A 17917-nucleotide genomic window follows, 5' to 3' on the forward strand; every position below is an offset into this window, starting at 1 on the left:
TCTTTCTCCGTCGCAGCACCGTTGCTGCATGTGTGTTATCGGTGACTCGCTGCGTGGAAGCAAATGGCTAAAACAGACCGAACAGTGGGTTCTCGCGCATTTCATCGAGGCTCTTGTCGGCAGCAGCGCGGGCGGCGCGCTTCTCGGCTACTCGTTCAGCAGCGGCCTGGCGCTTTTCCTCGGCGAGCTCCCACGGGTCGTTGACCGGGATGCCCAGGCACTGGGTGTGGAATTCCTGATAGGTCATAACCTTCACCCCGCGCGCCGCGGCCTTGACCGCCTTGGTCGTGTCGAAGCGCGAGGCGACCAGGATGTCGGCTTGCTCGGCCTTCTCGGTGTAGCTGAAGCCGGATGCAGCCGCGAGGCGCTGCCACTCGTCGCGGGTGACCTTGCGGCTGCCAATCGTCCCGGCGCCAGTGAAGCAAACGGTGACCTCGTCCCACCAGTCGAGGCGGCGCGGTGTGTCGCAGCGATCATCGAGAGAGTAGGGCAGTTCCCACACTCGGTCAGGTTCGAGGACGTTGAAGTCCTTGACCATGTCCCATTCGCGCCACAGATCGACCGCCTGGTCGCGGTTCTCGGCGACCACGAACAGGTCGAGGCTGTCACCGTCCTCGGTGCTGCGCTGGATCATGTAAACCTTCATGGCATTCACCTTTCGATTTTAAGCGTCTCTGAGCGCGTGGACTGATTTTGCGACCACCGACCAGCAAGCACCTGCCCAACGCGCTGTGCGACCACCGCTGCGCACCAGCCAAGCATCGTGCGGTGCATGGTGACGCAGCAGCGCATCAGAACATTCCAAACAGGGGATTGTCGGCGACCGCTTCGCTGATCTCTGCCCGGCGCTTCCTGGCGTCGGGGGTATCGACCACGATCTTGGCCTCGGCCATCAGTTCAGCCAAAGGATCGAAGTTCTCGACCTCTTCCCAGCCGGGCGCGTAAGCGAAACCGGGAAGGCGGCTGCCATCTTTGTTGAAGCTGACGCCGCCGCTGCCCCACTGATCATCCAGGCCCACGCGCACCCAGCCTGACTTGTCGCAACGATAGACCAAGTAGACCTGGCGCTTCGTCGCGACGAGGCGCAGCGGCAGGTTCCAGTCGATCACTGCTCGTCTTCCGGCTTTCCGTGCCAGCGCTTGAACCACACGAAGTAGGCGGGGCCGAGCGACAGCACGATGTCCACGGCGTGATCGTGAACGAAGTCCGACCCCGCGCCGAGCACCGTGAGGACGCTGGCGAAGATCAGCAGGTTGATGGCAGATCGCTCTGACCAGGCGTAGGCGGCGAGCGCCAGCGCGACGAAGATGGCGCTACCACTCATAGGATTGGAGCTCGTCTACGTCGCCAGCATCGCAGTCGAGGCAGAGCCAGTCGCAGCCCCAGCCCCTGGCGAACTTGACCACCTCGATCAGATCCGTGGGCAGCTTGGCCGCGGCTTCAGGATCATCGAAGGCGTCGTGAATGTAGAAGAACCAGCCATACTCGCCCTTCGGGTAGATGGAGAGCCCATCGAAGTCGCACTCCGGCTTCACCCCGTCCTGCGGTGCGGCCAGGTAGGCGTCGAGGAGCAGGCTCGTCTCCTTGGTGACATGCACCGTGGAGAGCGTGAGCATCTTGGCGATGTCCATTACAGGTCATCCTCTTCAAGCGCGAAGTCGCCGTCGTCGAGACACGGGCCGACGATGGTGATCGCGGGGGAGAGGGTGACGCGCGCCTTCTCGTCGCACTCGCGCATGTTTTCCATGATCGTTTCGAACGGGGTGCCGTCCACGATGCCGCCTTCGCAGACTTCCTCGCCGACGTTGATCAGGTCGGTGACTACGAGGCGGCGGGCTGCCTCCTCGCTCTCGGCGAAGATGTAGGCGGTGCCGACGATGTTCACGTCCACGCGGAACATGCGGATGGGGGTCTCTTCAGCCATCAGAACATCCCCGTGCCGGCGAACTTCGCGGTGTCGGGCGTTGCGCGGATGGCAGCTGCTTCGGCTGCGCGGCGGGCAGCGCGCCCAGCAACAACCTGCGCCACCACTCCAGCGGTGGTCATTTTGTAGGTGCGGCCGTCACGCAGGCTCTCGGCGCACAGCGGATACTTGGGGCGCGAGGACTTGATCGCCGTGAGACGGTAGCGAACGCCGCCCATGGTGAACTCCGCACCGTAGTCCTCGGGTTCCAGACCGTAGAAGCGGCACTGACGGGCGAACTCCTGGGCAGCGGCCTTGTCCACCGCAGTCGGGTCGGTGCTTTCCACCTTCAGCTTCACCAGCATGTCGGAGGTGCCGAGCGTTCCGCCAGCGGTCGCGAACTTGACCCCATACTTCGCTTCGATCGGCGCAAGCGCCGCCAGCATATCTTCGGTGATGAGGCGGTAGCCTTCACGCGAACCAAAACCCTGGAACATCGTCAATCTCCTCTTTGTCGGTCAACCGCGACCGGTAAGTGTGTGTTATGAGCAATGCAGCATGGACGCAAGTGGCGAATACTTATCGTGTGTTTGCCCACTCGATCGCTGCACCGCTGGCAACCAGCACCGCGGCGAATGCTGCGGCCGGCCACAGGCTGGCCCAACCGAGCAGGCCCACGGCCAGGCTCAGCGGGAAGGCGACCAAGCTGACTGCCGCGGCTACGCTGGCGTAGGCGGCGACTTCAAGGCGGCGCAGCTTCATCGTGCGCTGGCGCCAACAACTCCTGGTCCCTGGCTACAGCTTTGATGTGGCATATATGCTCCTGTGTGCGTGTGTGCTTGTTCGATTCGCAATGTGTCGCAGCGCGACCCCGGATGCAAATGGCTAGAACAGCCCGAACGCGCGCATGTCATCCGCATGGCGTCGCTCGATTTCTGCCACGGCAGCGAGGAACGCGCGCTCGGCTTTCACGTCACGCTGCTGGCGATCTTCGCGGTCCAGGTGGGCCAACTCGATTGTCTCCTGGAGGCAGGCTTCCGACGCCGCGCTCCAGATCCTCACGTAATTGGTGACGGTCTGGCCAGTCGGCTTGAGGGCGTTCAGCATCAGGCGCTGCTCCTCGATGTAGAGCGAGGCGAATTGGGGATCGAGCGCGACGATGCCCGTCACGTTGTCGATGATGTCGGCGCACTTGATCGCCTTCACCCCGAGGTGCGCCTGAGCCATCTGGTCGCGGTAGCGCGCCTTGCGTTCGGCGCGGTTCTTGCCGCCGGGGCTGGTAAGGAACTTCACGTCGGTGAGGACCGTGCGGGAGATTTTCTCAATCTCCGAGGGGTGCAGCATCGTGCCAAAGAGGTTCTCGTCCTCCAGGCAGTCGTGCAGCAGCGCCCCGGCGAGGAAGCGCTCGGTCACGATGCCGAAGGATAGCAGCTTCTCGGCGACACGGATCGGGTGCTCGATGTAGGGCTCGCCGGTGTATTTGCGCTTCACGCCTTCGTGGTGTGCGCGGGCCAGGCGTTCGGCCTTGAGCGCGATGGGCTTGTCAGTGAGGGAAATCTTCATTGCGCTGCTCCGTTTTGCATGTGTGTCATAGCGCATGACTCGACAAATGCAAAGTGGGCAACGGTGAAGCGATGCTTAATCCGTCATGCCAGGGCCCAGAGCCCTTCTGCGTTCTGGAGAACTATCCCGCTGGTGGAACCTTCGAGCAGCGCCTTGAGGCTGTCGATGCCAGGACTTCCCTCTGCCGTGTGGCGGTCGGTCATGTCCTCGAACTTGCGGAATAGATGCGCCTTTCTGATGTGCCCAGACTTCAGGCACAGACCTACAGCTTCCTCGGGGCTGTCAGCCACGACGAGGCACGCCTTGTAGTTCCTGTTCCACACCGAGTAGAGACGCTTTGTCATGGCCACGGCATCCATCCGCGGGCCCCCTGTTGCTGGTAAAACCCCATTCCACAAAGTCGCACAGAACTGGGGTTTCAGCAAGGGCACATATGTCGCGGCGATCACCCGAAGTGTCCGAATAACGGATTGCTGTGCAGGATCTCGCCTTCGACCAGTTCGTCCACGTCAACATCGGGCTCACCGAGCCAGCCGGTGATATGTGCGCGGACCTCCTCGACGGTCATGGTGGCGCCCAGCGTGTTGCCATTTCGACCTTCGCGCAGGACGATACCGCGCCCCATGACCTTGTAGTGCTCACCCATCGCGAAGCCGCAGGACTGGCCGCCCATCAAGCCCTCTTCATCGACGTAGATGAAGTGGTGGCCGCTATCCGTGAACGGGTAGAACGGCTCGACCAGCTGGCAGCCAATCACCTCGTAGTAGGCGCTCAAGGTGTCCTCGATTTCGCGCTCGTAAACCGTGCGCGCGTAGGGGTCGATTACGACCGTGCGGAGCATCTTGGCCATCAGCGCGACTTCACGCTGAGGGAGGTGGCGGTGAGGTCGATCATAATCTCCTGTGCGCCCTCGTTGATCGCTGCCTGGAACGCCGACACGTCGATCGGCTCGGCGAAGTCGTCACCACCGCAGACCAGGCGGTCCAAGTCCCAGGTCTCGCCCTGCTTGGGGTCGTGGAACTCGGCATACTTGACCACCACGACGTCCTCCGGGGCCTGCTTGCCAGTCTTCTGGCTCTCGGCCGCCGCGCTCATTAGGTAGACGCCGCGATCCTTGACCAGGAACACCGAGTGGCGCTCGATCGGCTCGCCATAGCAGGTGCCCGGCGCATGGCTGGCGGCATGCTCGACGATGGAGCGCAGCGTCTCATCAATCTTGAATACCAGTCGTCCCATTGACTTTCTCCTTGCAGTCTTGTTGCGTTGCAGGTGTGTCATGTAACATGCGCCGGGTGGAAGCAAATGGCTTCAGAACTGGTGCAGCCCCTCGACCATCTTATCCATCACCGTCGGGGTGGCGTCGATGATCTGCGATGCCGCGCTGTGGTAGGTTGTGGTCGGCACCTTGTGGATGTCCTCGTCGTAAAACTTGATCTCGGCGAGATCCGAGAGGAGATACCAGTCGAGCGAGGCGGGGTTGCACTGCCACGGCGTCTGACAGCCGATCCAGGCGTCGCGCGTCTCGTCCCACAGGTAGAGGTATTCCTCGAAGATCTCCGCGGCAGCCTCAAGGTTGCTGAAACGCTGGGAGTAGAGTTCCTTGTCGCCGCGATCGCGCATGTAGAAGAGGCACATCTTGTGGCGAGGGTCAGCCCGCACGCCGTCCCAGTCGATGTGGCCTTCGGCAGTCTCCGGGAAGTTCATCACCCAGTTGAAGTCGTGCTTCTTGCCGACAACTTCGCCGAGCACCGACATGTCGCCCCTGGCGATCATGCCCTCTACTTTGGCCTGGCTCTGCCAGTGCTCGTGGAGCATCCGGCCGTTGTGGGCGAAGTAACCGTCGCTGTGGCAGTAGATCAGTTCGAGCGAGCCGTCGGTGCGCTTGATGCCGATCCGTGAACGGGTAGCCATATTCTTTCTCCTACTTGCGAATCTCTAGTCGCTGTTGTGTCATTACACATGCAGTTAGAGGCGCGCAAGCGGGCAAGCGGTGGGTTGTGTCAGCGAACGATGTGGAAGCTGGCCCGGCGCTGGGTGCGATTGGGGAGGGGAAGCTGGCGGTTGAGCGCTGCCTCGGCATCGGCGAGGAAAGCCTCTTTCGCGGCCCCTTCCAGCGGGGCGGCAATTATCTCGATGATCTGGCGGCGGATGAGCCGCTGCTGAACGATGCTGGGCATGCCCTGTCTTGGGCGGGCCACGCATTATCGTCAATGCGCGAACGACGGGCTGCCCTCGAATATCGCTATCTCGGTGGCAGCTTTATAGTCCGACTCTGACAACGAGCGCCCCGTGGAGGTGCGGCGATGGTCGATAGCCTGCTGAACTGCCGCGTCAAAAGCGGCGCTCGGATTGGCAGCTTTGACGCGCTCGACGAACGTCTCCACGGCATAGTCCCCGTCCACGTAGAAGATCACGGTGTAGGGGTTGGACTTGGGACTAGCGGACATAGCTGATCTTCCTCGTCATGCGCCGCACCTTGTCGCGGTAGGGACGCTGGGGGTCGCTGGGCGCAGGTGCAGCGCTCGTTTTCACCTGACCGCACAAGGGGCAGGGCTTCGGCGCCGCACTCACGCTGCCTCCTCGATCTTCAGCTTGACCGGCTTGATCGCGGTGCGGGCGTTCTCCAGCGCCAGGGCAGCGTAGTGCAGCTGGAGCGCGAGGGGCATGGCGGCGAAGCCATCCTCGAAGCTGATCGCCTGCGTTGTGTAAGGCGCTTCCCGAGGAGCGGGAACAGTCGGGAGGGGGGCTGGTGCCTGCTCCTCATGCCCCTCGGGAAGCTCTCCGACCGGCGGCACCACGGAGACAACGCCGCCCTGTCGAAGCTGATGGTTCTCGTCCCACAGCGCCTGGACGTAGGCTTTGAGCCCGTCATGGTCGGTGGGTATGTCGATGCGCTCGAAGTTGGGGTCGAGGGCCTTGGCCTCGGCCTGGGTGCTTTCGAGACGGGGGCCGCTTTCGGTGTTGGCGCGGTAAAACTTCACGCCGCGTTCTCCTTGGTGAACATGTTGGCTTCGAACGCCAGCACTTCGGCCAACGCTTTTGTCGCATCCATGATTTGCTCGCTGGTCACTTTCTTGCCCAGCGGCACCCACTGGTAGTGGCAGGTGCTGCACTCAAAGATCGTGCCGTGGCCGAGCAGGGCGCCGGTGTCGAAGTGATTGTGCGCGGTGCAGTTGGGACACGCACGCCCTTCCAGATCGCCCCACTCGTGGAGGATTTCCAGTTCCTCGTGATACCAGTCGATCAGGCTCCCGTAGGAGGTGAAGCGCTCCGGGTCTTCGTCCCAGCAATTGTCGGTAATGACCTCGTATGCCGCCAGCTTGAGCGCCGCGTCGCGGTTGGGCGCAATGACAATATCGCAGCGGCCGCCGCCGTCGAAGTCGCGGTAGCGCGCCTCGAAGCAAAAGGTTTTCATTCCTCTTCCTCCTCCACCTCGCTGAAGCCATCGACGCAGAACTCGCCGGCGCTCACCGGCCAGGCGGGTTCACCTTCGTCCTTCATGATGATTTCCCACGCGGTGACTTCATCTTCGCTGGGCGAGCAGCTGGTTTCGACGTAATGGTCTGCCGCTTTGCGCGCCGCGTTCTCGTCTGGCGCTTCAACGGTGACGGTGATGAACGCCTTCACGTCCACGGTGTAGCGGGGCATCAGGCGTCCTCCTCGACCGGGTCGCCAGTGAGCAGGTAGACTTCCTCGGCCTCGACCACTTCGGAGACGAAGTGCGGCTCGATCGCGGCACCACACTGGTAGCGGTAGGCATCGGAACCGTCGATCATCACGCCGGTGCTGTGGTCATCCAGGCAGCCAGTGTCGAAGTCGAGGCAGTAAACGTCCACCCGGTAATCGCAGCTGGCGCCCTGGAGCACCCCGCCGCTGATGTTGGCAACGACCTGCGGGGTAACCACTGGTGCGCGGCTTATCGCGTCGATGGGATTGGTCCCGGACCTCACTGCCTCAAGCAGCGCGTCGCGGCTGATAAGATCGCTCATTGCTTTGTCTCCGGTTTGTGTGTGTCATTAGTAGCGCACACCGCGCAAAAGTCGAATGGGCAATGACCACTCGACCTTGGGTTAGATGCCCATGTAGCGCAGGCGCTCGTTGAGGACTTCGTTGACGCAGGCGCGGTCGGTCCAGAACAGGCGCTGGCACTTCGCATAGGGGGAGTTGGGGTCCATCCGCGTTTCCTGGTAGATCAGGTAGAGGACGCCCATCAGCGCCAGCGCCATCAGGATGATGGTCGTCTGCTGGCTGCGGCTCATGTCCTTCTCGACGATGCGGAACTCGTGGAGATCCTCGTCACGCAGTTCAGCCTTGGGCTTGGGGTCGTCCACCATGTTCATTTCTGGCTCCTCTTTCATGTGTGTTTGGTTAGGCCCGCGATGCCACCTACGCAATATCCCGTGCGACGGGTTGAGTGCGCACCGCCAGGATGTCCTCGGGCGCGACGGTGAAGCTGTCGGTAAAGTTGGCGGCCAGGACCACGGAGTGATCCAGCTGCTCGGTGATCGCCGTGACGTAGATCGAGTGGCGGATGCCGGTGATCCAGATCCACACATGGCAGCCCTCGTCGAGGGCGCGCTTGATCTGGATTAGCTTGAACTGGGGTGCGGACTTCACTTGTCTTCCTCTCTTGCGAGTGTCTGGCGGGCAATGTCTTGCGCGTCACCTTCGCCGTCTGCGATCGCTGACAGCGCCTCGGACAGCCTGGCAATCTCGGCCAGCAGTGGAGCGCATGCTTGGTGGCGGTGGTGAGCAAAGTCTTTCGCGCAGAGATACTGCCAGTCTCCGTCAAGCGGACGGCACAACTTCCATATTTCCCAGTTGGCGGCACCGTTGAGCCGTGCCGCAGCGTCCATGTCGATCTGCTCAATTGGCATCGCGGGCTCCCTTGTATTGACGCAGGACTTCGTCGCATTGGCTCATAGGGCAAGAGATAACGGGCGGATTGGCACTACCGCAGTCCCCATTACACACAGGGCAGCCGTAGGACCGCATCTGCCTCAAAGTATGCGCCAGCGTCTCGGCCAGCGCCTTGAACTTGGCGAGTTCGGCATCTTGTTCGGCGCGGGCAGATGCCCTCTCCGCTATGGCATCGAGTATGCCGAGCACTTCGGAAACGTCGCGCTCATGCTGGCCCCAACTCTGACCATCTGTGGGCAGCCATTCGAGCAGGCGATCCGGCGCTGCCAGGTCAACCAGGACGGCATCCTGCGCGATCAGGTTGTCCATTGCTTTCTTCCTCGGTATGAACCCACAGGTGCATTCCCACGGATACTGGTCAACGTGCCAGCCACAGTCCTTGGCATGGCCGGTGGGCGTGAGGTGGATTTCACTGGTCATGGCTGGCTCCCAAATTCCCGACTGCCGACTTCCAATCACTGAGGGTTGCGCGGGCGATTTCACCGCCGTCCTCGCAGATGGCCTCGTCGGTCTGCGGGCATACGACACCCCATGAAGCGTAGAGGGACAGCGCCCACCGCAGCCGCTCAATCTCCGCGACCTGGCTCTCGGCCAGCTGGATCAGCTGGCGTGAGGTCATTGCGCCAGTGCGCTCGAACACATCCATTTCGCGGTGTGCCTTGTCGATCAGTTCGCGCGCCTCAGTCATGGCTGGCTCCCCGCAAGCCCAGCGAATTGCTGACAGTGCCAAAGCCTGCCCCGAAGCCATCGGCGTAACCGTAACCGAAGCGGTAGCCGTTACCGTAGCCGTTACCGTGCCCGTTGCTGTATCCGGCACCATCGGCGTAGCCAGCGCCGTCGCTGTAGCTGGCGCCGTCGCCGGCACCTGAACCGTCACCGTCACCGGTGCCGATGGGCGCGAAGGTGGCGGGGGTCATTCAAGCCCCCAATTGTCGCCCACCGGAACGCAGAACACTTCGGCCCCAGCGGGTATATCGACGTTAGCAATCTCGCGAAGGTCGGCCTTGGCAGCCTTCGGGTCTGCGATCATGCCTGCAAAGCCGATGCTTTCCCACTTGAAGACGTGCAGTGCGTTCGCCAGGCGGATGCGGCCGTCCTCGCGGGTAACGTCGCCGGCGAAAATCCAGCCGCGGTCAACCACGACTACGGCGCGAGTGCCGGTGGGGCGGTCAGGCGCGCAGTTGGCGTCGGTCATAGTTCTTCCTTTCATTGTCCAGTGTGATGGGCGTTGCGCAGGAAGGCTTCTTCCCGACCTCGTAGCCCAGAGAGGCAAGCTGCGCCCGCAGCCGCCACGCTCGTTCTTCGGCTTCGTCGTCGCCGGTAGCCTTCAGCGCCTCGACCAAGGGGTCGGGCTCGCCGATGATGAAAGGGTGAAAGAAGCCGACCGCGTCCTCGGGCAGGCCGCCATCAAAATACTCCAATATCGTGTCGCTGACTTGCTGCCGGAGCGCGGCCATTTCTTCCAGCAGGGCGCACATGGCTTCAAGCGGTCCCGCATTCTCGCGGGTCAGTTCAGGGGTTTCCCAAGGGAACGACCCGTTGGTCTTTGTAGTCGCCTCGTTCAGGCGACGGCGCGCTTCTTTTAGAATGTCGGTCATTTCGCTCACCCGAAGGCTCCCCACAGTGGATTGTCCTGCAACGCGACGGCGTGCTGCTCGTAGGCCACTTGGCGCTCGAACGGATTTTCGATCACCCCAGTCGCCAGGTTGGGCGGCGTCGCTGACATGCACGCCAGCACGGCCTTGAAGGCTTCGACGTTCTCCCACAGCTTGCCGCTGAAGGTTCTCTGCGCGGTGTCCACCGGTATCGAGAAGGTGCCGTTATCGAGGTTGAAGCGCACCGGGAGCGCCTTCCAGCGGACACAGGCGTAGCGGCCCTTGCCGGGGTAGGCTTCGCGCGGGAACAGCGTCATGCACTCCGGCTTGTTGCCATTGCCCACCGAGATCATCGCCAGGATCTTCTCGGGGTCGGGGTCAAGCCGCTGCATCTTGAACATCCAGGGCTGCCAGTCGAACAGCGAGTTCCAGGTGTCCACGCAGAAGTGCTCGCCCTGCATGTTGCGCAGGATGCGGCAGTAGTTGCCGTTCTTGTTGACCAGCACCAGGGGCGACTCTTGCCAGTCGCTGCGGTGGAAGTGGAACAGGTGTGTGGTGTCGGACAGCGAGACCTGCTTGGGCCCGCCGTTGAGGTCGATGAAAGCCATCACCTCGTCCTTGTCCTCCTGTCGGATCATTTGCTTTCTCCTCGGTCAACCGTTCGACCGTGTGTGTGTTACTTTGCACAGTGCAGAGATTCGCGCAAGTGGGCAATTGCGGTGCTGTCGTGGTGGTGAAGTGCGGTGCGAGATATGCTTGGATCGTCGCTCTCGCGGTCGCTCAGCGCGTTGGGAGCGCGTCTAGGTGTCAAGGTAGCTGACCGCGCTAGACGCGCTCACAAGCGCTTATTTCAGCATCAGTGTGCCGTGGTCTGTCGATTGTGGACCATGAGCAGCGTGGCGACCTTGTCGAGTTCGACCTGGCCCCAGCCACCGACGCTGTCGTCGTCGATGGTGTCGCGCCCATACATGCAGTGCGAGGCCGCCTGCATGAGCAGTTCATCAGCGGCCTCGGGGTGAAGATCGAACCACGTCGTCATGGCGATGAAGCAGCGATCGCCGGCACGGGCAACTTCTGCCACTGCTTCCAGTGCCTCGTCCTCGAATACCATGAGGCGCTGGGTGATCAGCATCGCCGCGAAGGTCGCATGCTTGTCCTCGGGCAATGCTTCGATCATTTCGGCCACCATGCGCAGGTGGTCGGCGTTATAGGCCATGAAACGCTGGGTCATGCAGCTTCCTTAGCATCGACGGGCAGCTTGAACATGGCGTTAAGCTTGCTGCGGTCGATTGCGGGGAGGCCGCGCTTCTTCTCGACCGCCGTGCCCATCACTTCTTCGACAATGGGCATCACTTCGGGCCAGGCTGCCTTCAGCTGCTCGACGGTGTTGCAGGAATAGACCACGGCGCGGGCGTCGCGGTGGACGGCATTGCGGGTGTCTTGGATTTCCCGCTTGCGCTCCTTCAGGGCCTCAACCTGCTCAAACAGATCCTCGGGGCAGGTGTCCTCGAAGTTGCCGCTGCGTGGTTGGGGGCGCTCGAAGTTCATGTAGAGGGTGAACCAGCTGCCAGTTGTCAGCTTCACGTTCACGCTGCGGCAGGTGTAGATCATGCCGGGCATCTGCTGATTCAGCTTGTCCGCGGCCTTCTCGGTCGTCTCAGGCATGCGGCTGCGGTAGACTGCCAGGGCCAGCTTGTCCTCGTCTGATGCGAGGGCATTCTCGCTCTCCAGCATGGCGCGATGAACCAGCCCGTTGACGATCTTGTCCCGCTGATAATTCTTGAGTCTCATGTCATCCTCGATTCGGTGGGTGTGTTTCGTTTAACACGAATGGGGCAGGATACAAGACCCTGCCCCACCCGGAGTGACATCTTACGCGGACAGCTGGACGAGTTCGTCCACCAGACCGGCATCCGCGATAACCAGTTCGCGGGTGTTGGTCGCGTCGGGGACCACCATCCCCAGCGCCTTGAACAGTGCAGTCATTTGCTGCGACTGGGCGCGGGCAGTGCCATCAGACAGACCGGCGCTGCGGAAGGTTTCGACCAGCGTCTTGGCGCTGATGTTACCACGGGCCTTGAGGGCCTTGACCGCGTCGGCAGTGTAGCGTGACAGCTTCTTGCCCGTCTCGACCGCCTGGATCACGTTCTGCGCCTTCTCGATCACCTTCTTGGCGTTGAGGGCATTCAGGTTGGTGTCCAGCGCTGCCTTGTCGATCGCCGCAACATCGGTGAATGCGCGGGTCGGGACAGGTGCAGCCTTCGGGGTCGAGGACTTCTTCGCCTTCTTGGCAGAGGGCGGCGGGGTGCTCGATGCGGCGTCCGCTTCAATCTCTGCGAGGGCCGCAGAAATGTCGGCGTCGTCCACTTCGAGCCCTTCCATTGACTCTTCCTCGGTGGCGGCGGCGGGAGCGATTTCTTCGCTTTCGCTGGTGGCGCTGACTGCATCGGCAATCTGCTGTTCGCCATTCAGTTCGGCGTCGATCATCGCTAGTGCCGCAGCCACCGCATCATCGTTGGTATCAGTCGCGGCTGCGACGGTTTTTACGTTGCGCTTGTTTCCCATTTTCGTCTTGCTCCTCTTGTTCATCGCTACTTGCTTGCGATGCATTTGAGGTAGACTCGTCGCCGGTTGGAAGCGAATGGCTTCCGGTGTCTGCGTCGGTGGGTTCGTCACTTGCCACGACCTCGGTCTGGGGCTCGCTCGAAACTGCGGTTGCCTTGTCCCAGGCGTTGGTCACACCGACCGCGATGGCTTCGAGGACTTGGTAGTGGCCGTCGCCGAAGGAGAGGTCGTCGTTGGCGAGGACGGCGCGAATCTTGGCAACGATCTCGCCCACGGCAGCGTGACGCTCGTCCGCATCGCCGTGCACGGTGATCGTGGCCAGGCCGTCTTCGTAGGTCAGGCCCTTGATGTCGAGGGACTCAATGAAGGCGCCGCCAACGGTGCCTGTGCCAAACTGAACTTTCACTGGATTTCCTTTCTTATACGGCACTATTGCCTTAACTCTTTCGTATGCGTGTGATGCCGATACGCTCCAGCGTTCCGCGGTGCGCGCGGGCGATCAGGCTTCGCGTAGAGATCCCCACCCGCGCTGACAGCGCAGCGTATCCAATCACTGTCTCGCCATTAATTGAGAAGACAGCCGTATTGCTCTTGTTGAGCGCCTGCTCCTTGCGTGTTGCCCACCGACAGTTTGCCGGTGAGTAGTCGCCGTCGTTGTCATTCCGCTCTATCGAGAAGTCGCGCGATGGACGCTCGCCCATATCTTCAAGAAACGCCTCAAAGCTCTCAAGCCAGCGGTCACACACCTTAATGCCCCTGCCGCCGTAGCGACGATAAAGCCTGTTGGCCGGGTTGGTGCAGCGTTGTTTCATTGCCTGCCATACACTCCATGTCGGATCGGTGGTGCGACCATGGCCATGCGTAGTGCCACGACTATGTCGGCACTTCTGACAGCTGCCGTTTTTCGCAATCTTGGCGTTTATGGTGGAGATGTTTAACTCCACCTTCTCGCCGCACGAACATTGAGCCAGCCACCGTAAACCATTCTTGCTGTATGGGCCGTCTATGATCGTGAACCACCCAGCAGACATCCCTACAGATATGTCCTTCGCAGTGATCATGGCAGCTTGAACCATCCCAACCTTCGGGCCGCGAAAAAGCAATCAGCAAGGCATTGAACGTCGTATTGGGCAGCGTGCGCTTTGGCGGGGTCGTATTCGACGTCCAGGCACTCGGCGAGCTCCTGGAGCTTGGGGTTCTTGCCCAGCGGGGTAGCGAAGCGCCCTTCGGTCATGGTGTCGAACTTGATGGGGAACGTGACCGGTGCGCCGACCCGCCGACACTCCCGCTCGATGAAGTCGAAGTCGAAGAAGTGGCCGTTGTGGGCGACCACCGCGTAGGCGGTGTTGATGGTGCCGCGGATCAGCGGTGCGACAGCATCGAACAAAGGCTCGTTCTCCAGGTCGGCGAGATTGATGCCGTGGGTCTTGAACGCCTTCTGGTCGATCTTGCGCATCGGATTGCAGCGCCAGGTGTAGGTCTTGAGGTGGGCTTCGGTGTCGAGGTCGAACAGCATGGAGCAATGCTCGATGATCCGGTGATCCGGCTCGTTGAGGCCCGTGGTTTCAATATCCAGGAAGTTGACGATGCGCTGGGTCACACCCGTTCTCCTTCAAAGGCTGCCAGACGCAGGCGATTGCCGGTGACGGTGGTGCGTTCGCACGGCATCACTTCAGCCTTCGCCTGCGCCTTGCTGTGTGCCTCGATCACGAGGCCACTGATGGGGAAGCGATGCCCAGCCTGGTCGAGGGCGAACACAGTGCCCACTTCCATGTCGAGCATCCCGCCGGTGACGCTGGCCATATGTGCGGCCAGCGCCTCTTCGAGCAGGTCGGTGGAGACCGACACTTCCATCAGCCGATGAACCCGGTCAGGTAGGCGTCGATCAGTTCGACGATTTCGACGATGGCGAAGCCGATGAAGGTGCCAACGGCGAGACCGCCAATGCAGGGCACGAGCCATTCTTCGATCAGGAAGCGCATGTTCATGCTGCCACCTTCACGGTGGTGTCGAGGCCGAACTCGGTGATCATGCCATGCACGAAGTCCATGCGGTCCTCGATGGTGTGGGTGGTGCGGCGGATTTCGTCCCAGAACAGGTCGAGATCCTCGTCGAACAGCATCCCGCGGCAGAGCATGTGGTGGTGCTCCTGGTAGGCTTCGTTGAGCGGCGGCTTGCCGTCCTCGACCATGAACTGGATGCCTGGCGGAACCAGCAGCACCATGTCGAACATGCGCTCGGTGTCCAGGATGGCGCGCTGCACCATTCGCATCGCCTCACCCTGCGACCACTCCTCACCAGCGTAGGCGGTAGCGTCGGCCAGCATGTAGGCAGCCACGTCGAGCGGGGTGCGGTCGCTGACGAACGACTTGCCGCCCCAGGTGTTGTTGTCGATGGCATTGATCAGGCTCAGGTAGATTGCCCACTGCATCGACACGCCGGTGTTGTTGCTGTCGCCAAGCGACCCGTTGTGGAAGTCCAGCCGGTTGTCGCGCGCCATGTCGAACTCGAAGTCCTTGACGATTTTGCTCGCCGGGCTGTCCACGAAATTGAGGCCGTATTCCTCCGCGACAATCTTCGCGAGGGTCGTCTTGCCCGAGCGGTGCGCTCCGCAAAATCCAATTCTCATTACTGCTTACTCCTGATGTGTGTTACTTACCATGCACTCACAGCAAGTCAAGTGCGAGGGTGGTCCAGGTTTCAAGTTCCAGGTCGGTGCTGCGCAATTCCTCGACCGACATCATCCGCAGATCGCCCAGCGCGTGCTCGGCTTCAGCCTGGAAGTATTCGAGGTTCACGCCTTCGTGGTAGCCTTGCTTGTCGAGGTCGAGCAGGAACACGAGGCCCAGGTGAACGCGGTCCACCGGGGTGGCGTCCCAGCGCAGGAAGCCCAGCCACTGGAAGTCATAGCGCATCGACACGATGCCCAGTTCTTCCTTCAGTTCGCGCTGCGCACCGCGCCGGGCAGTCTGCTCCACGTCGATGGCGCCGTCCGTGCCCCAGACGAAGTCCTCGGCGTCGATGTGGCCACCCACACCGATCGAAGCCTTGCCGTGCAGACGGGTCTCGCCGCCGGTCGGGGTGCGCACGTAGGTCAGGTATTCATCGCCGCGCTTGATCAGCACGTAGGGGATGATCTGGAGGAACGTCTCGTCGGTCTCCAGCTGGGGACGCGGGCCAGCCCATGCGGCCGGGATTTCCATCAGCGGCAGTTCGCTGAGCGGGGTAGCGCCAAACGGGATCGTGTCCACGTCTGACGCCTTCACCGCGAGGATGGTGGCGGTCTTGCTCATGCTTATACCTTTCCGTTGATGGCGCTGACAGCTTCATATCCGTCGTCTGCCAGCTGCTTGGTCACCCCGGCGAAGAAGTGCGGGGCGTATGCGCTTGCGTGGGTCAGCATGGTGACGGCCAGGCGGCGGATTTCGAGGTCGGCGTATTCGGTGCCGCGCAGCGACAGGATGTGGCGCAGGGCCCGCAGGTTGGTGGTGAACAGCAGCCGGGTTTCAGCTGCGTTGGGGAGCAGCGCGCGGGCAGCTTCGTTGGCGCGCTTCTTGTAAGCGGTGGCGCCCTTGTAATCGCCGGCGGCGTGCATTGCGCCCAAGCGCTCGGTCAGCAGGTTCTGAAGATCCTGGTAGTTCTGGAGGGCGAGGGCGCAGCTGCGGCGGAACAGCAGCATTTCGGGGTCGTTGTCGGGGTCTGCGTCGGGCTTCAGGATCGGCGGGACCACGAAGCGAATGTCCTTGGCATCGACGTAGCGCTGGCTCTCCTGGCTCACGGCAGTCCCGGCGCGGTGGCGGATCAGTTCGTGGGTCAGCGCACGCGACACGCCGGTGATCTGGAAGACGATGCTGGCGTGTTCGAAGATCGAGCCGTGCCCTTCGTTGATGACGTTGGAGATATATTGGTCCTGCGGCCGGCCGGCGCCCCACGAGCGGTAGCACTGGCGGCCACCGAACTCGGCAATATCGTCACCGTTCCCAGTCCGGTCACCCACGCGGTAGAGCATTTCGCTCAGCGGGCTTCCCACACGCTCGGCTGCATCTTCGGCACCGGACTGGGCAATGGCGCTATCAAGACCTTCGAAGGTCATGACGGTGGTGGCAACGATTGAAACTTCCGGCTGAAATACCAGACGGTCCAGGGTGATTGGCATGGTGGGGAAACCTCTTTGCTGTGCGAATCATGTGTGTCACTAAACACAAGAACTCACTAACAGCACGACTCACCTTGCGCAAGCACCAAATCGACTGGAATTCTCAATATGGCGGGAACTTTTTACGAAAATACATCAGACCAATCCCCGACTGTCGCCGCTTTGGAGTATTCTGTCGCCTGGCGTTCGAAGAAGTTGGCGTGCTCGATGCCGACCGCCTGACTGTCCACCCAGGGTAGGGGGTTGGGTGTTGCTTCGAACAAGTCTGGCTCACCCAGCGCACGCAGTCGCAGGTTGGCGACGTAGCGGATATACGCCTTGAGCTCGGCGCGGGTCAGACCCGGCACGTCACCCGCCTTGAACACCAGATCGACGAAGCGATCCTCGTTCTCCACGACGGTGGCACACATTTCACGAATGCGCTTGGCGAGGACTGCACGGTCGATCTCGGGATGCTCCGCGAGGTAGGCGTGGTAGAGCCGCATGATCCCTTCGCAGTGCAGGCTCTCGTCGCGCACGGACCAGCTGATGATCTGCCCCATGCCCTTGAGCAGGTTCTGCCGCGGGAAGTTGAGCAGCACCGCGAAGCTGGCGAACAGCTGCAAGCCTTCACCGAACGCGGACACCCCGGCGAGGGACAGTGCAACGTCGATCGGGCTCTGCGGGTCGAAGCCGCGCATGAAGTCGTGCTTGGCCTTCATTTCCTCGTAGTCGAGGAAGGCATGGTATTCGGTCTCGGGGAGCCCCAGGCTGTCGAGCAGGTGGGAGTAGGCGGCGATGTGGACCGTCTCCATGTTGGAGAAGGCGGCCAGCATCATGCCCACTTCGGTCGGCTTGAACACCGACTGGAAGATCCGGTGGTAGCAATTCTGCACGTCGATGTCCGCTTGGACGAACATGCGGAAGATCATCACCACCAGACTCTTCATCACGGGGTCCAGCTGGCCGAACTCCTTGATGTCGTCGGCCAGGCTGACTTCCTTGGGGAGCCAGTGCAAATTTTGCTGCGTCTCCCAGAAGTCGTAGGCCCACGGATACTGGAACGGCCGGTATGCCTTGCTTGCTTCGGTCAGGCTCACTTGAGCACCTCCGCGATCAGCACGATGATGCCAATGACGGCGGTGACAACGCCGACAGCACCGAGGAACATCATGGTCAGGGCCAGCTTGATCCCGCTGCGGATCGCCTGGTCGAAGTCGAAGTCGTGTCTCATGG

Annotated in this window: 40 protein-coding genes; all 40 read right to left on the minus strand. The window is 61.7% G+C overall.

Going from position 1 to position 17917, the window contains the following annotated elements:
- Positions 1-67 precede the first annotated feature (67 nt).
- Entirely contained in the window at positions 68-646 is a 579-nt protein-coding gene (locus tag ACQKOE_RS07305) for a hypothetical protein (RefSeq protein WP_427512189.1), read from the minus strand.
- 145 nt (positions 647-791) lie between these two features.
- Positions 792-1109, minus strand: coding sequence for a hypothetical protein (locus ACQKOE_RS07310; RefSeq protein ID WP_427512190.1), 318 nt, complete (start codon positions 1107-1109; stop codon positions 792-794).
- Positions 1106-1324 carry a hypothetical protein gene (locus ACQKOE_RS07315; protein ID WP_427512191.1) on the minus strand — a complete coding sequence of 73 codons (219 nt, stop codon included), beginning with the start codon at positions 1322-1324 and terminating at the stop codon, positions 1106-1108. The genes ACQKOE_RS07310 and ACQKOE_RS07315 overlap by 4 nt, the downstream gene beginning before the upstream one ends.
- Positions 1314-1631: a hypothetical protein gene (locus ACQKOE_RS07320; protein ID WP_427512192.1), complete on the minus strand. Its 318-nt coding sequence runs from the start codon at positions 1629-1631 to the stop codon at positions 1314-1316. The genes ACQKOE_RS07315 and ACQKOE_RS07320 overlap by 11 nt, the downstream gene beginning before the upstream one ends.
- Positions 1631-1924, minus strand: coding sequence for a hypothetical protein (locus tag ACQKOE_RS07325; protein WP_427512193.1), 294 nt, complete (start codon positions 1922-1924; stop codon positions 1631-1633). The genes ACQKOE_RS07320 and ACQKOE_RS07325 overlap by 1 nt, the downstream gene beginning before the upstream one ends.
- The gene (locus ACQKOE_RS07330; protein WP_427512194.1) at positions 1924-2400 is read right to left on the minus strand and encodes a hypothetical protein; all 477 of its coding nucleotides are present in this window, start codon (positions 2398-2400) and stop codon (positions 1924-1926) included. The genes ACQKOE_RS07325 and ACQKOE_RS07330 overlap by 1 nt, the downstream gene beginning before the upstream one ends.
- Before the next feature lie 82 nt (positions 2401-2482).
- Positions 2483-2665: a hypothetical protein gene (locus ACQKOE_RS07335; RefSeq protein ID WP_427512195.1), complete on the minus strand. Its 183-nt coding sequence runs from the start codon at positions 2663-2665 to the stop codon at positions 2483-2485.
- Positions 2666-2788: 123 nt separating this feature from the next.
- Positions 2789-3466: a hypothetical protein gene (locus tag ACQKOE_RS07340; protein ID WP_427512196.1), complete on the minus strand. Its 678-nt coding sequence runs from the start codon at positions 3464-3466 to the stop codon at positions 2789-2791.
- Positions 3467-3549: 83 nt separating this feature from the next.
- A complete protein-coding gene (locus ACQKOE_RS07345) occupies positions 3550-3810 on the minus strand; it encodes a hypothetical protein (RefSeq protein WP_427512197.1) in 261 nt (86 codons plus the stop codon).
- 101 nt (positions 3811-3911) lie between these two features.
- Complete coding sequence (locus ACQKOE_RS07350; protein ID WP_427512198.1) at positions 3912-4316, minus strand: DUF3846 domain-containing protein; 405 nt, start codon at positions 4314-4316, stop codon at positions 3912-3914.
- Complete coding sequence (locus ACQKOE_RS07355) at positions 4316-4702, minus strand: DUF3085 domain-containing protein (protein WP_427512199.1); 387 nt, start codon at positions 4700-4702, stop codon at positions 4316-4318. The genes ACQKOE_RS07350 and ACQKOE_RS07355 overlap by 1 nt, the downstream gene beginning before the upstream one ends.
- Before the next feature lie 72 nt (positions 4703-4774).
- A complete protein-coding gene (locus tag ACQKOE_RS07360) occupies positions 4775-5377 on the minus strand; it encodes a hypothetical protein (RefSeq protein WP_427512200.1) in 603 nt (200 codons plus the stop codon).
- Between the two features lie 89 nt (positions 5378-5466).
- Positions 5467-5643 (minus strand): hypothetical protein, encoded by a 177-nt coding sequence (locus ACQKOE_RS07365; RefSeq protein ID WP_427512201.1) that lies wholly within the window; start codon positions 5641-5643, stop codon positions 5467-5469.
- Between the two features lie 30 nt (positions 5644-5673).
- Positions 5674-5913: a hypothetical protein gene (locus ACQKOE_RS07370; RefSeq protein WP_427512202.1), complete on the minus strand. Its 240-nt coding sequence runs from the start codon at positions 5911-5913 to the stop codon at positions 5674-5676.
- Positions 5914-6033: 120 nt separating this feature from the next.
- Positions 6034-6447 (minus strand): hypothetical protein, encoded by a 414-nt coding sequence (locus ACQKOE_RS07375; RefSeq protein WP_427512203.1) that lies wholly within the window; start codon positions 6445-6447, stop codon positions 6034-6036.
- A complete protein-coding gene (locus ACQKOE_RS07380; protein ID WP_427512204.1) occupies positions 6444-6881 on the minus strand; it encodes a hypothetical protein in 438 nt (145 codons plus the stop codon). The genes ACQKOE_RS07375 and ACQKOE_RS07380 overlap by 4 nt, the downstream gene beginning before the upstream one ends.
- On the minus strand, positions 6878-7114 hold the full coding sequence (locus ACQKOE_RS07385; protein ID WP_427512205.1) for a hypothetical protein: 237 nt from the start codon (positions 7112-7114) through the stop codon (positions 6878-6880). The genes ACQKOE_RS07380 and ACQKOE_RS07385 overlap by 4 nt, the downstream gene beginning before the upstream one ends.
- Positions 7114-7455, minus strand: coding sequence for a hypothetical protein (locus tag ACQKOE_RS07390; protein WP_427512206.1), 342 nt, complete (start codon positions 7453-7455; stop codon positions 7114-7116). Before ACQKOE_RS07390 ends, ACQKOE_RS07385 begins: the two co-directional genes overlap by 1 nt.
- A gap of 81 nt (positions 7456-7536) precedes the next feature.
- Positions 7537-7824: a hypothetical protein gene (locus tag ACQKOE_RS07395; protein ID WP_427512207.1), complete on the minus strand. Its 288-nt coding sequence runs from the start codon at positions 7822-7824 to the stop codon at positions 7537-7539.
- Positions 7825-7852: 28 nt separating this feature from the next.
- Positions 7853-8083: a hypothetical protein gene (locus tag ACQKOE_RS07400; RefSeq protein WP_427512208.1), complete on the minus strand. Its 231-nt coding sequence runs from the start codon at positions 8081-8083 to the stop codon at positions 7853-7855.
- Positions 8080-8343, minus strand: a complete 264-nt coding sequence (locus ACQKOE_RS07405; RefSeq protein WP_427512209.1) for a hypothetical protein — start codon at positions 8341-8343, stop codon at positions 8080-8082. Before ACQKOE_RS07405 ends, ACQKOE_RS07400 begins: the two co-directional genes overlap by 4 nt.
- Entirely contained in the window at positions 8333-8806 is a 474-nt protein-coding gene (locus tag ACQKOE_RS07410) for a hypothetical protein (RefSeq protein ID WP_427512210.1), read from the minus strand. Before ACQKOE_RS07410 ends, ACQKOE_RS07405 begins: the two co-directional genes overlap by 11 nt.
- The gene (locus ACQKOE_RS07415; RefSeq protein ID WP_427512211.1) at positions 8796-9074 is read right to left on the minus strand and encodes a hypothetical protein; all 279 of its coding nucleotides are present in this window, start codon (positions 9072-9074) and stop codon (positions 8796-8798) included. Before ACQKOE_RS07415 ends, ACQKOE_RS07410 begins: the two co-directional genes overlap by 11 nt.
- Positions 9067-9303, minus strand: a complete 237-nt coding sequence (locus ACQKOE_RS07420) for a hypothetical protein (RefSeq protein ID WP_427512212.1) — start codon at positions 9301-9303, stop codon at positions 9067-9069. The genes ACQKOE_RS07415 and ACQKOE_RS07420 overlap by 8 nt, the downstream gene beginning before the upstream one ends.
- Positions 9300-9581, minus strand: a complete 282-nt coding sequence (locus ACQKOE_RS07425) for a hypothetical protein (protein ID WP_427512213.1) — start codon at positions 9579-9581, stop codon at positions 9300-9302. Before ACQKOE_RS07425 ends, ACQKOE_RS07420 begins: the two co-directional genes overlap by 4 nt.
- The gene (locus tag ACQKOE_RS07430) at positions 9556-9993 is read right to left on the minus strand and encodes a hypothetical protein (protein ID WP_427512214.1); all 438 of its coding nucleotides are present in this window, start codon (positions 9991-9993) and stop codon (positions 9556-9558) included. Before ACQKOE_RS07430 ends, ACQKOE_RS07425 begins: the two co-directional genes overlap by 26 nt.
- A complete protein-coding gene (locus ACQKOE_RS07435) occupies positions 9990-10619 on the minus strand; it encodes a hypothetical protein (RefSeq protein ID WP_427512215.1) in 630 nt (209 codons plus the stop codon). The genes ACQKOE_RS07430 and ACQKOE_RS07435 overlap by 4 nt, the downstream gene beginning before the upstream one ends.
- A gap of 218 nt (positions 10620-10837) precedes the next feature.
- On the minus strand, positions 10838-11212 hold the full coding sequence (locus tag ACQKOE_RS07440) for a hypothetical protein (RefSeq protein ID WP_427512216.1): 375 nt from the start codon (positions 11210-11212) through the stop codon (positions 10838-10840).
- On the minus strand, positions 11209-11772 hold the full coding sequence (locus tag ACQKOE_RS07445; protein WP_427512217.1) for an Nmad5 family putative nucleotide modification protein: 564 nt from the start codon (positions 11770-11772) through the stop codon (positions 11209-11211). The genes ACQKOE_RS07440 and ACQKOE_RS07445 overlap by 4 nt, the downstream gene beginning before the upstream one ends.
- Positions 11773-11853: 81 nt before the next feature.
- Complete coding sequence (locus ACQKOE_RS07450; protein ID WP_427512218.1) at positions 11854-12546, minus strand: hypothetical protein; 693 nt, start codon at positions 12544-12546, stop codon at positions 11854-11856.
- Positions 12503-12952 (minus strand): hypothetical protein, encoded by a 450-nt coding sequence (locus ACQKOE_RS07455; protein ID WP_427512219.1) that lies wholly within the window; start codon positions 12950-12952, stop codon positions 12503-12505. The genes ACQKOE_RS07450 and ACQKOE_RS07455 overlap by 44 nt, the downstream gene beginning before the upstream one ends.
- 31 nt (positions 12953-12983) lie before the next feature.
- The gene (locus tag ACQKOE_RS07460) at positions 12984-13607 is read right to left on the minus strand and encodes a hypothetical protein (protein ID WP_427512220.1); all 624 of its coding nucleotides are present in this window, start codon (positions 13605-13607) and stop codon (positions 12984-12986) included.
- Complete coding sequence (locus ACQKOE_RS07465) at positions 13604-14146, minus strand: exonuclease domain-containing protein (protein WP_427512221.1); 543 nt, start codon at positions 14144-14146, stop codon at positions 13604-13606. The genes ACQKOE_RS07460 and ACQKOE_RS07465 overlap by 4 nt, the downstream gene beginning before the upstream one ends.
- Positions 14143-14400 carry a hypothetical protein gene (locus ACQKOE_RS07470; protein WP_427512222.1) on the minus strand — a complete coding sequence of 86 codons (258 nt, stop codon included), beginning with the start codon at positions 14398-14400 and terminating at the stop codon, positions 14143-14145. Before ACQKOE_RS07470 ends, ACQKOE_RS07465 begins: the two co-directional genes overlap by 4 nt.
- On the minus strand, positions 14400-14534 hold the full coding sequence (locus tag ACQKOE_RS07475) for a hypothetical protein (protein ID WP_427512223.1): 135 nt from the start codon (positions 14532-14534) through the stop codon (positions 14400-14402). Before ACQKOE_RS07475 ends, ACQKOE_RS07470 begins: the two co-directional genes overlap by 1 nt.
- On the minus strand, positions 14531-15175 hold the full coding sequence (locus ACQKOE_RS07480; protein ID WP_427512224.1) for a hypothetical protein: 645 nt from the start codon (positions 15173-15175) through the stop codon (positions 14531-14533). Before ACQKOE_RS07480 ends, ACQKOE_RS07475 begins: the two co-directional genes overlap by 4 nt.
- A 37-nt stretch (positions 15176-15212) precedes the next feature.
- The gene (locus tag ACQKOE_RS07485) at positions 15213-15839 is read right to left on the minus strand and encodes an NUDIX domain-containing protein (protein ID WP_427512225.1); all 627 of its coding nucleotides are present in this window, start codon (positions 15837-15839) and stop codon (positions 15213-15215) included.
- Between the two features lie 2 nt (positions 15840-15841).
- The gene (gene thyX, locus ACQKOE_RS07490; RefSeq protein ID WP_427512226.1) at positions 15842-16702 is read right to left on the minus strand and encodes an FAD-dependent thymidylate synthase; all 861 of its coding nucleotides are present in this window, start codon (positions 16700-16702) and stop codon (positions 15842-15844) included.
- A gap of 122 nt (positions 16703-16824) precedes the next feature.
- Entirely contained in the window at positions 16825-17781 is a 957-nt protein-coding gene (locus ACQKOE_RS07495) for a ribonucleotide-diphosphate reductase subunit beta (RefSeq protein WP_427512227.1), read from the minus strand.
- The gene (locus tag ACQKOE_RS07500) at positions 17778-17915 is read right to left on the minus strand and encodes a hypothetical protein (protein WP_427512228.1); all 138 of its coding nucleotides are present in this window, start codon (positions 17913-17915) and stop codon (positions 17778-17780) included. The genes ACQKOE_RS07495 and ACQKOE_RS07500 overlap by 4 nt, the downstream gene beginning before the upstream one ends.
- Positions 17916-17917 lie beyond the last annotated feature (2 nt).

Source organism: Novosphingobium sp. NPDC080210 (assembly GCF_050281025.1).
In the GTDB taxonomy this organism is placed as follows: domain Bacteria; phylum Pseudomonadota; class Alphaproteobacteria; order Sphingomonadales; family Sphingomonadaceae; genus Novosphingobium.

Excerpts from the sequence above, each read along its gene's own strand:
- ACQKOE_RS07305 (WP_427512189.1), bottom strand. The coding sequence starts at position 646 with ATGAAGGTTTACATGATCCAGCGCAGCACCGAGGACGGTGACAGCCTC.
- ACQKOE_RS07315 (WP_427512191.1), bottom strand. The coding sequence starts at position 1,324 with ATGAGTGGTAGCGCCATCTTCGTCGCGCTGGCGCTCGCCGCCTACGCC.
- ACQKOE_RS07320 (WP_427512192.1), bottom strand. The coding sequence starts at position 1,631 with ATGGACATCGCCAAGATGCTCACGCTCTCCACGGTGCATGTCACCAAG.
- ACQKOE_RS07325 (WP_427512193.1), bottom strand. The coding sequence starts at position 1,924 with ATGGCTGAAGAGACCCCCATCCGCATGTTCCGCGTGGACGTGAACATC.
- ACQKOE_RS07330 (WP_427512194.1), bottom strand. The coding sequence starts at position 2,400 with ATGTTCCAGGGTTTTGGTTCGCGTGAAGGCTACCGCCTCATCACCGAA.
- ACQKOE_RS07335 (WP_427512195.1), bottom strand. The coding sequence starts at position 2,665 with ATGAAGCTGCGCCGCCTTGAAGTCGCCGCCTACGCCAGCGTAGCCGCG.
- ACQKOE_RS07340 (WP_427512196.1), bottom strand. The coding sequence starts at position 3,466 with ATGAAGATTTCCCTCACTGACAAGCCCATCGCGCTCAAGGCCGAACGC.
- ACQKOE_RS07345 (WP_427512197.1), bottom strand. The coding sequence starts at position 3,810 with ATGACAAAGCGTCTCTACTCGGTGTGGAACAGGAACTACAAGGCGTGC.
- ACQKOE_RS07350 (WP_427512198.1), bottom strand. The coding sequence starts at position 4,316 with ATGGCCAAGATGCTCCGCACGGTCGTAATCGACCCCTACGCGCGCACG.
- ACQKOE_RS07355 (WP_427512199.1), bottom strand. The coding sequence starts at position 4,702 with ATGGGACGACTGGTATTCAAGATTGATGAGACGCTGCGCTCCATCGTC.
- ACQKOE_RS07360 (WP_427512200.1), bottom strand. The coding sequence starts at position 5,377 with ATGGCTACCCGTTCACGGATCGGCATCAAGCGCACCGACGGCTCGCTC.
- ACQKOE_RS07365 (WP_427512201.1), bottom strand. The coding sequence starts at position 5,643 with ATGCCCAGCATCGTTCAGCAGCGGCTCATCCGCCGCCAGATCATCGAG.
- ACQKOE_RS07370 (WP_427512202.1), bottom strand. The coding sequence starts at position 5,913 with ATGTCCGCTAGTCCCAAGTCCAACCCCTACACCGTGATCTTCTACGTG.
- ACQKOE_RS07380 (WP_427512204.1), bottom strand. The coding sequence starts at position 6,881 with ATGAAAACCTTTTGCTTCGAGGCGCGCTACCGCGACTTCGACGGCGGC.
- ACQKOE_RS07385 (WP_427512205.1), bottom strand. The coding sequence starts at position 7,114 with ATGCCCCGCTACACCGTGGACGTGAAGGCGTTCATCACCGTCACCGTT.
- ACQKOE_RS07390 (WP_427512206.1), bottom strand. The coding sequence starts at position 7,455 with ATGAGCGATCTTATCAGCCGCGACGCGCTGCTTGAGGCAGTGAGGTCC.
- ACQKOE_RS07395 (WP_427512207.1), bottom strand. The coding sequence starts at position 7,824 with ATGAAAGAGGAGCCAGAAATGAACATGGTGGACGACCCCAAGCCCAAG.
- ACQKOE_RS07405 (WP_427512209.1), bottom strand. The coding sequence starts at position 8,343 with ATGCCAATTGAGCAGATCGACATGGACGCTGCGGCACGGCTCAACGGT.
- ACQKOE_RS07410 (WP_427512210.1), bottom strand. The coding sequence starts at position 8,806 with ATGACCAGTGAAATCCACCTCACGCCCACCGGCCATGCCAAGGACTGT.
- ACQKOE_RS07415 (WP_427512211.1), bottom strand. The coding sequence starts at position 9,074 with ATGACTGAGGCGCGCGAACTGATCGACAAGGCACACCGCGAAATGGAT.
- ACQKOE_RS07420 (WP_427512212.1), bottom strand. The coding sequence starts at position 9,303 with ATGACCCCCGCCACCTTCGCGCCCATCGGCACCGGTGACGGTGACGGT.
- ACQKOE_RS07425 (WP_427512213.1), bottom strand. The coding sequence starts at position 9,581 with ATGACCGACGCCAACTGCGCGCCTGACCGCCCCACCGGCACTCGCGCC.
- ACQKOE_RS07435 (WP_427512215.1), bottom strand. The coding sequence starts at position 10,619 with ATGATCCGACAGGAGGACAAGGACGAGGTGATGGCTTTCATCGACCTC.
- ACQKOE_RS07440 (WP_427512216.1), bottom strand. The coding sequence starts at position 11,212 with ATGACCCAGCGTTTCATGGCCTATAACGCCGACCACCTGCGCATGGTG.
- ACQKOE_RS07445 (WP_427512217.1), bottom strand. The coding sequence starts at position 11,772 with ATGAGACTCAAGAATTATCAGCGGGACAAGATCGTCAACGGGCTGGTT.
- ACQKOE_RS07450 (WP_427512218.1), bottom strand. The coding sequence starts at position 12,546 with ATGGGAAACAAGCGCAACGTAAAAACCGTCGCAGCCGCGACTGATACC.
- ACQKOE_RS07460 (WP_427512220.1), bottom strand. The coding sequence starts at position 13,607 with ATGATCACTGCGAAGGACATATCTGTAGGGATGTCTGCTGGGTGGTTC.
- ACQKOE_RS07470 (WP_427512222.1), bottom strand. The coding sequence starts at position 14,400 with ATGGAAGTGTCGGTCTCCACCGACCTGCTCGAAGAGGCGCTGGCCGCA.
- ACQKOE_RS07475 (WP_427512223.1), bottom strand. The coding sequence starts at position 14,534 with ATGAACATGCGCTTCCTGATCGAAGAATGGCTCGTGCCCTGCATTGGC.
- ACQKOE_RS07480 (WP_427512224.1), bottom strand. The coding sequence starts at position 15,175 with ATGAGAATTGGATTTTGCGGAGCGCACCGCTCGGGCAAGACGACCCTC.
- ACQKOE_RS07485 (WP_427512225.1), bottom strand. The coding sequence starts at position 15,839 with ATGAGCAAGACCGCCACCATCCTCGCGGTGAAGGCGTCAGACGTGGAC.
- thyX (WP_427512226.1), bottom strand. The coding sequence starts at position 16,702 with ATGCCAATCACCCTGGACCGTCTGGTATTTCAGCCGGAAGTTTCAATC.
- ACQKOE_RS07500 (WP_427512228.1), bottom strand. The coding sequence starts at position 17,915 with ATGAGACACGACTTCGACTTCGACCAGGCGATCCGCAGCGGGATCAAG.